This window comes from Dyella subtropica, assembly GCF_026283965.1.
Lineage (GTDB): Bacteria > Pseudomonadota > Gammaproteobacteria > Xanthomonadales > Rhodanobacteraceae > Dyella_D > Dyella_D subtropica.
This window is the reverse complement of sequence record NZ_JAPDPD010000006.1, coordinates 19,191-34,638: the sequence shown is the minus strand read 5'-3', so window position 1 is coordinate 34,638 and position 15,448 is coordinate 19,191. Positions and strand designations below refer to the sequence as shown.

4 protein-coding genes are annotated in these 15,448 nt (G+C 60.2%); 3 read left to right on the top strand and 1 reads right to left on the bottom strand.

Annotated features, from left to right (window positions below; genetic code table 11):
- Positions 1-202: 202 nt before the first annotated feature.
- On the bottom strand, positions 203-10,951 hold the full coding sequence (locus OUZ45_RS06430; protein WP_266169116.1) for a non-ribosomal peptide synthetase: 10,749 nt from the start codon (positions 10,949-10,951) through the stop codon (positions 203-205).
- A gap of 426 nt (positions 10,952-11,377) precedes the next feature.
- Here OUZ45_RS06430 and OUZ45_RS06425 point away from each other — a divergent pair, with 426 nt between their 5' ends.
- From OUZ45_RS06425 to OUZ45_RS06415, 3 genes are all read left to right on the top strand, one after another.
- The gene (locus OUZ45_RS06425; RefSeq protein ID WP_266169115.1) at positions 11,378-12,226 is read left to right on the top strand and encodes a polysaccharide deacetylase family protein; all 849 of its coding nucleotides are present in this window, start codon (positions 11,378-11,380) and stop codon (positions 12,224-12,226) included.
- On the top strand, positions 12,223-13,605 hold the full coding sequence (locus OUZ45_RS06420; protein WP_266169114.1) for a putative glycoside hydrolase: 1,383 nt from the start codon (positions 12,223-12,225) through the stop codon (positions 13,603-13,605). The genes OUZ45_RS06425 and OUZ45_RS06420 overlap by 4 nt, the downstream gene beginning before the upstream one ends.
- A 422-nt stretch (positions 13,606-14,027) precedes the next feature.
- On the top strand, positions 14,028-15,425 hold the full coding sequence (locus tag OUZ45_RS06415; RefSeq protein WP_266169113.1) for an amino acid permease: 1,398 nt from the start codon (positions 14,028-14,030) through the stop codon (positions 15,423-15,425).
- Positions 15,426-15,448 lie beyond the last annotated feature (23 nt).

Here is a 15,448-nt window from a genome sequence, read left to right as displayed (position 1 = left end):
CCCGCCAGGCCTGCGGTGGCACCTCAGAAGCATGTTGGTAACTCTCGCCAAGTTTGCCCGGCCTTAGCACGCTGAGGTGCTAGGCCGGTGTGTGTTCTCTTCGATCTACCAGGCTTAAGACGCCCCTTCGTCACCGCCATCATTCCCCAATAACGAAGACATTGCGGGTACTCCACAGTACCGGCTACGCAACTGCCGCTGCTCAAGCGGGTTGCACACATCGCCGATAGCGCCAATCTACGAATTTCCGTAGCAGATGGACTGACATTGGCGGATAGAGCATGCCTTCGCCGGAGAGTTCGATCACGGCATTGCTCAGTTCGATCCGGGAAGATGCCGGCTGTCCAGTCGAATGTGCCGAAAGTTCGGCCGGCATGACCGACGCCAATCGTCGGGTCGCTGGATGCTCACTACACAGCTGTCGCCATTGACGGTAATCGATAGTTTCGACGGCCAGCTCTTCGATGGCCGCTATCTGCCGGGTCAGCTCGCTCAGCATGAACGACTGCGGGCTGGCCAGGTTGAGGCTTTTACCGTGCATATCCTTCCGCAGCGATAGCTCCACGATGCAGTCACTCATGTAGTCGACCGGTAGGGAGTTGATGCTGGTTTCGATGTTCGGTACCCGTTCGAGTATCAGGCAGGCATCCACGAACAGGCTCCAGGTATCGCTGGCGTTGCTCGCGCCGTTGCTGCTTGCGCCCGCGATATGCGTCGGCCGGTAGATAGTGAAAGGAATGCCTCGCTCGCCGCCGATGCGCAGCAGGCGCTCGGCCACCCATTTGCTTTGCGCGTAGCCGGAAGGCAGGCCGGGCCAATGTTCGATCAATTGCGCTTCGGTGGTGATATCGGGACTCGCCGATTCCATCGGAGGGATCGTGCTCAGGGTGGAAACGTAGTGGATGTGTTTGGGCGCCCCCTGGCCGGCCAGGCGCAGGATTTCCTGGGTGCCAAGCACATTGGCGGCTTTCAAGCTCGCGTAGGTGTGTAGCGAATTTACCCAGGCGCCGTTGTGATAGATCACTTCGATCAGGCTGGCGAGGTGATTGAAGCGGTCATCGTTCAAACCAAGCTGAGGCTGGGCAAGATCACCCGCAATCACCGACACGCGTGAGTGGTCATAGTCAGCCAGCCCGAGCAGGCGCATATTCGCGTCGAGCCTGGACCGGCCTTCTGCCGCGTCGGTGCAGCGGATCAGGCAATGGACGGTCGCGCGGGTACGCTTCAGCAAGGACGACAGCAAGAAAGCGCCGAGGAAACCCGAGGCGCCGGTCAACAAGATATGCGCCGGCCGAGTGCCGTGTTGAGTAGGCGCGGAGGCGCGAATGGCTTCGTCGAGTACGAGTTCCGCATTGAGATCGAGCGCGCTCGGCGGAGCGGCCTCAGTGGAAGAAACGAGGTTCGCCATATCTTTCAATACCGGGCAGCGGAACACGTCGCGTACCGCCACTTCCCTCTCGAAGATCTCGCGCATGCGTGCCGCCAATTGCACGACTAGCAACGAATGGCCGCCGAGTTCGAAGAAATTGTCGTGGCGGCTCACACGCTCGACGTCCAGTAGCTCCGCCCAAAGGCGTGCCAGAATTTCCTCGCACTCGCCTTGCGGGGTTTCGTAGGTGCTATGCGCATACGAGGCGTCGTCCGGTGTCGGCAACGCCTTGTGGTCCAACTTGCCGTTCGGCGTCAGCGGCAAAGCATCCAGTTGCACGTACGCGGCCGGCACCATGTATGCCGGCAACTGTTGCACCGCCTGCTCGCGCAGGGCCGGCACCGATGCATCACCGGTGTAATACGCCACCAGCTGCTTTTCGCCCAATGCAGTGTTGCGTGCGAGCACCACGAGGTCGCGCACCGCCGGCACCTTCGCCAGCTGCGCCTCGATCTCGCCCAGTTCGATGCGAAAGCCTCGAATCTTCACCTGGAAGTCGTTGCGGCCAAGATATTCCAACGTGCCGTCCGCCTGCCAACGCGCCAAGTCGCCGGTCTTGTACAGCCGCCCGCCCGGACGAAACGGATCGGTGAGAAACCGTTCCTGCGTCAGATCCGGACGATGGAGATAGCCGCGTGCTACTTGCACGCCGCCGATATACAGCTCGCCGGCTACACACTGCGGCACCGGACGCAACATGTCGTCGAGCACGTACATCCGCGTGTTGGCCATCGGACGCCCGATCACCCGGCCCTCACCAGGTCGCGCCGTCACTTCATGCGCGGTGACACCGATCGTCGTTTCCGTCGGCCCGTAGGTGTTCAACAGGCGTGGACGATGGCCGCTGCCGGAAGCCCACGCCTGGATTGTCTGCTCGCTCATTGCTTCACCGCCGCTCACCACCCAGCGCACACCGGACGGTACAGCGAAGCGTGCCAGGGCCAGTTGCCCCCAGAACTGCGCGGGTAGATCCACAACGCTGATTTGATACGCCTCACACAGCGCCCAGAACGCTCCGGCTTCTGTCAGCCACTCGTCGGTGCGCAAGACCAGGGCAGCACCGCTGGTCAAGCTTGCGAAGATTTCTTCGACCGATGTATCAAAGGAAAGATTGGCAAATTGCAGTACCCGATCCGTGGCGCGCAGATCGAGATGATCCTTCAACGCGCTGACCTCGTTGACCACGCTGGCGTGTTCGATCATCACCCCCTTAGGCAAACCGGTGGAACCCGAGGTATAGATCACATAGGCCAAATGTCGCGCACCGACGCCCACGCTTGTAGCGTCGAGATTGCAGGCCGGCATCGAGCTCCAGCTTTCGCTATCCGCTTGCAGGTCCAGCATCGGCACGTTGGCTCCCACATAAGGCGCCAAGCTGGCCGATGCCGTCCCATGACAAAGCACGGCGACCGGTGCGCTATCCCTGAGCATGTGCGCCAGGCGCTCAACGGGATAAGTCGGGTCCAGCGGCACATAAGCGCCGCCGGCCTTGATCGTGGCCAGCATGCCCACGATCAGCTCGAGGCTACGCTGCACATAAAGCGCTACTCGGTCATCCGGCCTCACACCCAAGGCCCGCAAACGATGCGCCAAACGGTTCGCCCGCACATTGAGTTGGCCATAGCTCAGCGACTGCCCGTCATGCACCACAGCAATGGCATCAGGCGCTTCGCGGACGCGTTGCTCGAACAGTTGATGTAGACACAGCTCGGTTGGATAACTGGCCTCCGTCTGGTTCCAGGTGTCGAGCAGCAAACGGCGTTCCTCGGCCGCCAACAGGTCAATCCGTGCGATGGGCTGCCGTGCATCGGCGACCATCGCCTTGAGCACCGCGATCAGGTAGTCGCGATGACGCTCGATCGTGGCCTGGTCGAACAACGCCGTGGTGTAGTTGAATCCGCCCTGGATGGTGCCGTCGGCTTCACCGAAGGCCAGCTCCAGGTCGAACTTCACCCAACCGAACGTTTCCGGTTCCGCTTCCACGCGCAACCCCGGCAGAGCGAATACGCCTTCGTCGTTGTTCTGCCACGCAAACAGCACCTGGAACAGCGGCGTGTGATCCATGCGCCGCGGCGGCTGTACGAGGTCTACGACCTGTTCGAACGGCAGGTCCGCGTGGGCTTGCGCATCCAGCGCGAGCTGGCGAACGCGAGCAAGCAGGTCGCTCACCTTGGGCGCTCCGGACATGTCGATGCGCAAAGCCAGCGTGTTGACGAAGAAGCCAATCAGCGGCTCGATCTCCTGACGGCCACGGCCGGCGATAGGCGTGCCGATCACCAAGTCGTCCTGGCCGGACAAGCGCGCAAGCACGATCGCCCATGCGGACATCAACGTCATGAACAAGGTGGTGCCATGTTGCTGGCTGAGTCGCTTCAGGTCCTGGGTCAGTTCGGCATCCAGTATCACCGGCAGGAATTGGCCTTCAAAGCGCTGCTGCGGCGGACGCGGCCGGTCGGTGGGCAAGGCCAGCAAGGTAGGCGCATCACCTAGCGTGCGACGCCAGTAGTCGACTTGCGCGTGCAGGCGTTCGCCCGCGAGCCACTGGCGTTGCCAGGCGGCATAGTCGGGATACTGGATGTCCAGTGGCGGCAACGGATCGGCAAGCCCGTCAAGGAAGGCGGCGTACAGCGTGCTCAATTCGTTCGTCAGCACGCCGATGGACCAGCCATCGGAAACGATATGGTGCTGCGTGAGCAGGAAGACATGTTCCTGTTCGTCAACGCGGATCAGGCGCGCACGGATCAGCGGTCCAGCGGCGAGGTCGAAGGTCGTGCTGGCTTCTTCCTCGACGATACGTGCCAGCTCGGCAGGCGCATCGATCGATCCGCACACATCGTGTTCGATCCACGGCACGCCTTGGTCGGCCGGCAGCAGCTCGACCTGCGGCTTGCCGTTGACGGTGACAAACACTGTGCGCAAGCCCTCGTGGCGTGCGAACAACTGGTCGAGGCTGCGGCGCAGTGCGGTCACATCCAATGCGCCATGCAGGCGCAGGGCCATCGGCAGGTGATAGGTCGCGCTCACGCCATCGAGTTGTGCGAGGAACCACAACCGCTGCTGCGCGAAGGAGAGCGCCAGCACGCCGTCTCGGGCAATCACCGGAACGGCCGGCAAGCCCGCATCGCTGCCTGGTCTGCGATGTTCGATCAGCGCTTCGGCCAGGCGACTCAGGACAGGCTGCGCAAACAGCGTCGCCAGTGGTAGCTCGACGTTGAAAGTTTGCGCGATTCGGCTGAGCAGCCGCACGGCAATCAGCGAGTGCCCGCCGAGTTCAAAGAAATGATCGTGCCGACTGACTTGCGTTACGCCAAGCAGGGTCTGCCATAACCTGGCCAGTTCCATCTCGACCTTGCCCTGCGGCGGTTCGTAGAGGGCACGGGCAAAGGCCTGCTCATCCGGAGCAGGTAGGGCGTGGCGATCCAGCTTGCCGTGCGCGGTCAAGGGGATCGTATCCAGTGTCACGAACGCGGCCGGCACCATGTATGCGGGAAACACACTGCCAAGATACGCATGCAGCGTTGCCGGCAAATCATCGGAACGACCCAGCGGAACCACGTAAGCGACCAGCTGTACTTCGCCCCGTGCATCGTTGCGGGCGACGATGGCGCATTCGCGCAGGCTCGCGTGCTCGGCAAGGCGCGCCTCGATCTCTCCGAGCTCGATGCGAAAACCTCGAACTTTGACCTGATGATCGTTGCGGCCCAGGAATACCAACCGACCGTCTGGCAGATACCGCGCCAGGTCGCCCGTGCGATACATGCGCGCGTCGACGTGCGTGCCGAACGGATCGTCGAGGAAGCGCTCGGCCGTGAGCTCGGCTCGACCAAGATAGCCGCGCGCGATGCCGACGCCGCCTATATGCAATTCGCCAACGGCTCCCAGCGGGACAGGCAAGCCATATCGGTCGAGCACATAGGCGCGGGAATTGGCGATGGGGCGGCCGATGGGCACGTGACTTGGCGAGTCAGCAATGGCCTCGGGCGACAATGCCTGCGCGGTGACCACATGGGTCTCGGTAGGCCCATAGTGGTTGTGCAGACAACAGGCCGGCAGCCGCTTGAAAAGGCGCTGGATCTGCGGAGTGAGGCGAAGTTGTTCTCCGGCGACGATGATTTCGCGCAGATCGGGCAATAGGTCAGGAGCGTCGCCTGGCAGGTCGTCGACTGTCTCGGCCAGTGTTTGGAGGGCGATGTAGGGAAGGAACATCCGCTGCACGCGTTGCCGGCGCAGCACCTCGATCAACCGGTCGAACTGCATACGCGTTTGAGAGTCGACGAGAACCAATGACGCGCCCACGCAAAGGCTGGTGAAAATCTCCTGGAAGGCCACGTCGAATCCCAGCGCGGCAAACTGCAAGGTACGCGGTGCGGGCATGCCGGCTCGTTCGGTCTCCCTCCGTTGCCAGTGGACAAGATTGAGCAACGGCCGGTGAGGCATGGCCACGCCCTTCGGCGTGCCGGTGGAGCCGGAGGTATAGATGACGTAAGCAAGATGGTCCGGCGTCGAATCATGGGGCGACGCCAAGTCGTCTTTCGGAAGCGTGCTGCAGTGCTTCGGCAACGCATCCAGGTCAAGCACATGGTGCTGAGTAAGCGACTGCGGGCCGAGGGCATGGCGCCCGGCGGCGTCGCAGAGCACTAAATTGGTGCCGGCTTCGGCCAGGATCTGCAGCAACCGTTCGCTCGGATAGGAAGGGTCCAGCGGTACGTAACAGGCACCTGCCTTGAGGATAGCCAGCAGGCCAGTCACCATCCCAAAGCCACGCTCCGCGCATAGCGCGACGCGTTGATCGACACATCCATCCGCACCGATACCAAGCGCACGCAAATGATGTGCCCACTGATTGGCCTGGGTGTTCAATTCGGCATAGGTCAGCTGCTGCTCGCCATGGATCAGCGCGATAGCCTGCGGCAAACGTTCGGCCTGTCGCTCGAATAATCGATGAATGCCATCATCTTGAGGATAGGCCGCCGCGGTGTCGTTCCAGCGCGCCAGCAGCGCCTGTTCGTCAGGTCCTACTAGAGGCACCTGCTCAGGCAGCAACCCTGGATTGGCCACCATCGCATCGAGCATCGCCATCAGGTAACCGCGATGCCGTTCGATCGACGCCTGGTCGAACAAAGCCGTGGAGTAGCCCAAGCCCCCGACGACCGTGTCGCCCTTCTCGTACAGGTGCAGCTCCAGGTCGTAGCGGATCGAATCCAGCGACATATCGGCCTGCACGACCTCGATGCCCGGCAGATCGAACGTGCTCTTGTCATTGCTTTGCCAAGCGAACAGCACCTGAAACAACGGCGAATGGTCCAGCCGCCGTGAAGGACGCGCAATCTCCACGACCTGCTCGAAAGGCAGGTACTGATTTTCCTGAGCGGACAATATCGTTTGACGTACCCGAGCCAGCAACTCGGCGATGTCCGGCTCGCCAGACAGGTCGAGGCGCAAAGCCAGCGTGCTGACGAAGAATCCGATCAGCTGTTCGGTCTCGCGTTGTTCGCGGTTGGCCGAGAGCGTACCGATCAGCACATCGTCCTGGCCGGACAAACGCGCCAGCACGCTCGCCCAGGCGGCCGTGAGCAGCATGAACAGACTAACCCCGTGCTGATGGCAAAGATGCTTGAGATGTAGCGTCAGTGAGGGATCGATCTGCACCGGAACCACGGCACCGGCGAACGACTGGCGCGGAGGGCGCGGCCTGTCGGTCGGCAGGTTCAGCAGTTCGGGCGCGCCGCCCAACACGTTTCGCCAATAATCAGTCTGGTTTTGCAGCCGCTCGCTCGTCAGTGCCGTGCGCTGCCAGCTGGCATAGTCGGGATATTGGACGGGCAGAGGCGGCAAGGGATCAGGGCGCTGCTGCGAAAACGCCACATACAGCGCACTGATCTCCCGCGCCAGCAGGTTGATGGACCAGCCATCCGAGACGATATGGTGCATGCTGAGCAACAGCGCATGCTGCCGATCGGACAAGCGGATCAGGCCTGCGCGAATCAATGGACCGCGTTCGAGATCGAACGGCGCATGGGCATATTCGTAGGTATGGTGAGCCAGCAGCGCGTCCGTATCGCCGGCTCCGCGTGCGTCGTATTCGGTGAGAGGGAACGGCGTGCTGGCGGGCAGCAAGGTCGCGTACGGATCTCCATCGATCGAACGGAAAACGGTGCGCAAGGCCTCGTGGCGCGAGAGCAGGCGGTCGAGGCTGCGGCGAAGCGCACGATGATCCAGTTCACCGTCCAGGCGCAGCACCAGCGAGACGTGGTACGTCGCGCTGGCGTTGTCGAGCTGAGCCATGAACCACAACCGTTGTTGCGCGAATGACAACGGTACGGTCTCGCCGCGAACGACAGGCAGAATCGGCGGCAGCTTTGGCCGCTCGCCGCTCTTGCGCGATGCGTCGATCGTGCTGGCCAAGCTGGCGAGCGTTGGATGATTGAACAAGCTGACCAGCGGCAGCGCGGCGTCGAATGTCTGGCCAACCCTGCCAAGCAGGCGAATGGCGATCAACGAATGACCGCCGAGTTCGAAGAAATGATCATGGCGACCGATCCGTTCGATACCGAGCAGTTCACGCCACAGCGCGGCCAACGCGATTTCGACCTCGCCGAGAGGTGGCTCGTAGCTGCGGCGGGCAAACGCCTGATCATCCGGAACAGGCAGCGCCTTGCGATCCAGCTTGCCATTGGGGGTAAGCGGAAAGGCATCGAGGCGGACAAAGGCAGCAGGAACCATGTAGTCCGGCAGCTCGGCGGACAAATAGGTGCGCCAGGCGCCGACGAGCGATGAATCGCCGGCAGCATCGGGCTGTGCAACCACGTAGGCCACCAGGCGCCTGTCGTGTCCTTCGCCCAAGGCGAGCACCACGGTCTCGCCTACAGCGGGATGATTCGCGAGGCGGGCCTCGATCTCGCCGAGCTCGATGCGAAAGCCGCGGATCTTGACCTGGTTGTCGTTGCGGCCGAGGAACTCGATATGGCCATCCGGCAGATAGCGAGCGAGGTCGCCGGTGCGATACATGCGTGCGTCTGGGCTGGAGGAGAAGGGGTCGACCAGGAAACGCTCAGCCGTCAGCTCGGGGCGGTTGAGGTAGCCACGGGCCACACCGGCACCGCCGATATACAACTCGCCAACAGCCCCGATCGGGACCGGCTGGCGGTGAGCGTCGAGCAGGTAAATCTGCGTGTTCGAGATCGGATGACCGATCGACGACGCCTGAAGCGCCCGCTCTACATGTAGCAAGGTCGCGTTGACGGTCGCCTCCGTGGGGCCATAAGCATTGAAGAGCTGAGGTCGATGGCCGGTTCGGCTTAGCCACGCGGAGACCGCCGATAGGCTCATCGCATCGCCTCCGACGCTCACCTGGCGTAACGTGAGTGGGAGTTCAAGCTCGGGCTGCGCCAATGCCAGCTGGGCCCAGAACGTGCTGGGAAGATTGAGCGACGTCAGTTGGTGCTCGGCGCAGAACGCGACGAACGCGGAAGGCGAGCTCAGCCACTCGTCGGTTCGCAGCACGAGCGTGGCGCCAGTGAGCAAAGCGGGAAAGACCTCCTCCACCGACATGTCGAACGCCAGCGACGCAAACTGCAGCAAGCGATCTTCGGCACGCAGGCGAAATGCCTGCTGTAGCGCGACGACCTGATGGCAGACGTTGCGATGCTCGACCATCACCCCCTTGGGCTGTCCGGTCGAGCCGGAAGTGTAGATAACGTAAGCGAGATGCTGCGAACACAGATCGCCGACCCGAGGATTGTGAGCAGGTAATTCCGCCCACTCCGAGGAGGCGTTATCGAGATCAAGCGTTGCCGGTGGCGCGGACAGTGCCCCCAAAGCCAGTCGACCGGACCTGTCGGCCAGCAAGAGCGCAGGTTGCGCATCCTGCAGCACATAGGTCAGGCGCTCGGCGGGATAAGCCGGATCCATCGGCACATAGGCGCCGCCGGCCTTGAGGATGGCCAGCAAGCCAACGATCATGGACGGGCTGCGCTCGACACATAGGGCAACGCGGTCGTCGGGGCGCACTCCAAGCGCTATCAGGTGATGAGCCAAACGATTGGCTCGGGCGTTGAGCTCGGAATACGTAAGCGATGCACGACCTTGTAGAACGGCTACGGCGTTCGGTCGCTGCTCCACCTGGCGCTGAAATAGTTCGTGGATGCACGTGTCGCTAGGGAAGGCAACGTTGGTTGCATTCCAGGACGCGAAATGTTCCATCTCCTTGGCGGTGACGATCGACAGCGACGCAAGCGGGCAGTGCGGGTTCGACAACAACGCATCCGTGAAACAGGTAAATCGGTCCTGAAGCTCCTTGATCTCCTCATCATTGAAATAGGATCGGCTGAAGATGAAATACATCGTCGTCTCTTTACGATGCAGGTCATCTCTGATGCACAACCTTAAGGGCGTGCTCTCGTAGTCGTTGGTACACTTCACACCGAAAGCAGAGGTGTCCCCAAAGATCAATGCGCCCCCGCCGTTTTCGTACGATATGGATAGGTCATAAATCTGGGATCGATGGCTTTTGAATAAGCCGAGACTCTTATTCAATTCGCCAATCGGAAATCGCTGGTGTCGATAGTCCTGTCTTAGCGAAGGAGCGATCAACTTGAGCAGATCGATGAAAGATCCGTTCGCATCGAATGGCAGCCTCATCGGCACAACGTTCGTGAACATTCCGGATGTTTTTCTGAAATCGGCATCCTTTCGGTTCAGTACGGATAGCCCGATGGTCAGTTCATCGCGCTGCTCAAGCCTTAAGAAAAATGCATAAAGAACGCCAAGCATGACCTGGAATCGTGTCGACTCATGCTTGGCGGCCAGCGCGTTTATGTTTTTATCCAAAGCAGGCGAAAGCCTCCATCGACATTCGCCACTGGCTGCCGCTTGGTTTATTAAATGATCTTGATGCCGTGGAGACAGAAGCGGGTCGGGGATATCACTATATTTCCCAAGCCAATACTTCCTGTCTTTATCGAATTGCTTGGATTTTAGGTAACTTTTATCCGACTCAATGAACCTAGTATAGGATGGCGCCTCAAGGCCAGGCTCTTCCTGCCTTTCCATGGCGCTATATATTTTTGCGAAAGATTGGAAGATCGTATCCATCGACCAACCATCTGCGGCCAGGTGGTGAGCGCAAATGAACCAATAAAAGCGATCTTTGGCAAGCTTTATCAGAGCGCATCGAAAAAGCGGGCGCCCTATCAGATCAAATGGGGTGTTGATATTTTCGCGAATCCACGTTTGCGCATCATCGTGCGGTGCCGCGCGACCGGAAAAGTCAAAAAATGGCAGCGAACTCCAGACTTCTTGCGCGATATATTGCCCAGGAACTTCGCCCCCTCTCTCTACCAGCCTGATTCTGAGAGAGTCGTGCATTTTAATGACAAAATTAAACGCCTTTTCAAAATTTTCGGCATTCAACGCACCAAAGAAATCTAGATATCCACCGATGTTATAGGTCGGAGCGCCGCCCTTCAGCAATTGGTCGTGGTAGATGTCCAGTTGCGGACTTGAAAGAGGGTGGATATTCATACCCTGCAACAACCATTCATTCCTATCTTCTAATGACATGCTATGGCTCGCTCCAGAATTTGGACCGCATGGTACGAGCTATGGAATTATTTATTGTGACCCTCCTCTCTCCTTGTCGGCTTATCCGATGAACGTGGAAGCTATGCCGGGCCAGCAGCTCGCCATCCCCTATTGAATTTTCCGTATTCGCCCCAACGCTAATGTCGACGGGCCGGGTCGTGGCTATCGACGCCGGGCGGACGGAGCTGTCGATTGTCGGACAGGATGCTGGAGTGGCGGGGATCGCTTGTTGCACGGGCCCCGGTCATTCGCGATGCGCTCCGCAACTCGCTTCGGTCATAGAGTTCCACGGCAAGTCTGATCAGGCTTGCACGGCGTCCGATACAGAACGGTGGATTTCAACAACCACGAATAGTCCTTTCGTCCATGCCAACCTCATCTTCATGGCGTCTGGGCAGGCGATTACCTGATTTGATCGCCGGGATATTTCTTTGCCTCGCGTATACCCTCTTAAATCTCGGGGCTGCGCAACCCGTTCAGACGGCGAGCCCTAAGGTTGTCATTCTTGTCTATCACCGGTTCGCAGCCACGCCGGTTGACTCCATGACGGTGCGCACCGAGCGTTTCGAAGCGCAACTCAAATTCCTGCGCGATCATGGTTTCCAATTCACGCCACTGCGCGACGTCATACGCTGGCGCAGCGATCCCTCTGCCACCTTGCCACCCAAGACTGTTGTGCTGACGGCCGACGACGGCCATCGCTCTGTGCACGAGATCCTGCTGCCGATCGCAAAGCGCGAGAACATACCCGTCACGCTATTCATCTACCCCTCGGCCATTTCGAATGCCTCCTATGCCCTGACCTGGGATCAGCTGCGTGCGCTGCGCCATACCGGGCTGTTCGACGTGCAGTCGCATACGTGGTGGCATCCGAATTTCAAGACCGAACGTCGGCGTCTGGCCCCAACTGAGTTTCGGCGGTTCGTGTTGGCGCAATTGACTCGTTCACGCGAGCGGATCGAGCAAGAGCTGGGCGAACCGGTGGACATGCTGGCCTGGCCATTTGGTATCTACGACGACGAATTGACGGCACTCGCTGCGCAGGCCAACTACCGTGCGGGCTTCACCCTGGTTGCACGCGCGGTGCGCCGCGATGATGCGATGTTGGCGCTGCCGCGCTATCTCATCCTTGACGAAGATACGCCCGACCGACTGGCGCGTCGCCTTGGCGAACCGCAGCCTCGGAATCAGGCGTCTGGCGGTCCTCTACCATGACGGCAGCCTGGCGCTTAGCGATCTGCGCGGTGGCATGGGCAGCGACCATGAGCGCTTGGGTGCGTGCAGAGGAATCGCATGAAGTCCGCGGCGTTGTCATCGACGAACTTACCCAACGCCCCGTGCCCGGAGCGATCGTCACCATCAACGGACAGGTGCTGCCGGTTGATGCGGGTGGCGCATTCGTTTACAGCGGTTCCGTTGATAGCGTTTCTGCCCGTGCTCCGGGCTATCTGCGCAGCAAAGTCGATGTGGCGCCGAACGGTGATGCGCAACTGCATCTGGAGTTGACGCCATTTCGGCCCAAGGCGGTTTACCTCTCTGCATTTGGCATAACGAACGCTGCGCTTCGTGAGGCCGCTGTGCAACTTCAGGTGACTAACGGCATCAACGCGCTGGTGATCGACGTAAAGGGGGATCGTGGCGTCACTCCCTACCAGAGCAAGGCGCGCGACAGCGATGGCGCTACCGGGCACGCCGTGAAAGCGCCGCATTTAACCGATTTCGCCGAACTGCTATCGAACCTGCATCGCCGGGGCTTCTACTTGATCGGCCGCATCGTCGTCTTCAAAGACGATCCACTCGCCAGTGCCCATCCTCAATGGGCCGTGCACACCACGAACGGTTCGCTCTGGCGAGACCGTGAGCACCTGCAATGGATCGATCCGTTCTCCAGTGATGCGCAGAACCACAATATCGCCCTTGCCGAGGAAGCAGCCCAATTGGGCTTCGACGAAATCCAGTTCGACTATGTCCGCTTTCCTGACGCACAAGGGCTGCGTTTCATGCACCCCAGTACGGAAGCCAGCCGTACGCAGGCGATCGACGGGTTTCTGCGGGCTGCGCAATCTCGCCTCGCCCCGTACAACGTTTTCGTCGCGGCGGATATTTTTGGCTATGTCTGCTGGAACACAAATGACACAGCGATCGGACAGCAGCTGGAGCTAATCAGTACGTCCGTCGACTATCTGTCACCGATGCTCTACCCGTCAGGCTTTACCTGGGGCATACCGGACTACCCTCATCCGACCGCTACACCCGGCGACATTGTCCGACGCTCCCTGGCGAATGCTGTGGCGCGTAGCGGGTTGCCAAGCACACGATTCAGGCCCTGGCTGCAGGCATTTCCCGACTATGCGTTCGATCATCGTGTCTTCGGCGCGGAAGAAATTCGCCTCCAGGTCGATGCCGCCGAAGCCGAAGGCACCGACGGCTGGATGCTATGGAATCCCCACAATCATTACGATCCCGCGCAATTGCCGGAAGACGCGGATAACGGGACGGGGGCGGTTGAACCAACGACTGGGAACGCCTTGGAGCGACCTGCTGCGGCAAGACCACCTGAGCGTCCTGGCCGAGCGAAAACGGATGATGACTGAGTATGGCTGGCAGCGCTCAACCACGCTTAGAACTCATGTCGCCGCCTCCCGCACACCTATCCCAAAAGCCGTGTTCAGAACTGAAACCAACGTGACGGCCTTGATGACCCATGACATCGCGGCCGATGTGCGATGGCTCAAGGGGCGAGGTATCAAGTGCCATGGTGTAGCCAAGCCTGCGGCCCATCGCTCGGCTCAGCTCGAATACACTAGGGATGCTCTGATCCAGCTGGTTTAACCGGCAGCTTGAGCCTTTCCGCATAAGGCCCCCTGTGGTCCGGTGGGCCGAACCCATGGCTAGGGATGCTCTGATCTATTCAACGCAGGCGAGCCGACACAGCGGTGACGCCTGCGTTGAATAGATCAGAGCATCCCTGGGCACTCACGAACAAACCAACTACGCCATTCGTATCGGGACAACCATGCACACGAACGAACAAGAATTGAAGCGCGGCCTGCAAGAACGCCACATTCGCCTCATGGCTTTGGGTTCGGCCATCGGCGTGGGCCTGTTCCTGGGCTCGGCCAACGCGATCAAGCTCGCTGGGCCGGCGATTCTTCTTTCTTACATCATGGGCGGCCTGGCGATCTTCATCATCATGCGCGCGCTCGGCGAAATGGCCGTGCATAACCCGGTAGCCGGCTCCTTCAGCCGCTATGCGCAGGATTACCTCGGTCCGCTGCCTGGTTACCTGACCGGTTGGAACTACTGGTTCATGTGGCTGGTGACCTGCGTAGCGGAAATCACCGCGGTCGGCATCTATATGGGCATCTGGTTTCCGGATGTGCCGCAGTGGATCTGGGCGCTGGCGGCGCTAGCGGCGATGGGCGCGGTCAATTTGGCCACCGTCAAAGCCTACGGCGAGTTCGAGTTCTGGTTCGCCATGATCAAGGTAGTGACCATTGTGCTGATGATCGTGGGTGGCAGCGCCATGATCGTGTTCGGCCTGGGCAATCACGGGGTGGCGACGGGCATCAGCCATCTGTGGACGCACGGCGGTTTCTTGCCTAATGGCGCCCAAGGCATGTTGATGGCGTTGCAGATGGTGATGTTCGCTTATCTCGGCGTAAAGATGATCGGCCTCACCGCCGGCGAGGCGGACAATCCGAACAAGTCGATTCCCGACGCGATCAACTCGGTGTTTTGGCGCATTCTGATTTTCTATGTCGGCGCGCTATTCGTGATCCTGTCGATTTATCCCTGGAACGAACTTGGCACGCACGGCAGCCCCTTTGTGATGACATTCGAGCGTCTGGGCATCAAATCGGCCGCGGGCATCATCAACTTCGTGGTGCTCACCGCCGCGCTGTCATCGTGCAATGGCGGCATCTACAGCACCGGCCGCATGCTCTACAACCTTGCTCAACAAGGCCAGGCGCCGCGCATGTTCGCGGCGACTTCGCGAGGCGGTATACCGCATCGGGCGATTCAGGTATCCATCGTCACGTTGTTGTTCGGCGTGCTGCTCAACTATCTGGTACCGGCGAAAGTTTTTGTCTGGGTGACTTCGATCGCGACCTTCGGTGCCATCTGGACCTGGGCCGTGATACTGATCACGCAGATGAAATTTCGGCGATGCCTGAGCGAGGCCGAAGGTCAGCGGCTGGTCTTCCGCATGCCGTTTTATCCCTATGCCTCATGGCTGGCACTGGCGTTTCTGTTGCTGGTTATCGGATTGATGGCGTATTTCCCGGACACGCGCGTCGCCTTGCTGGTCGGTCCGCTCTGGCTCGTATTGCTTGCTGTGCTGTACCACGTATGCGGACTCGGCAAGAGCAGGCTCGTCAAAAGTGTGAGCCCAATCAGTCCTCAATGCTGAAACGCTTGTGCAGTTGGCTGATG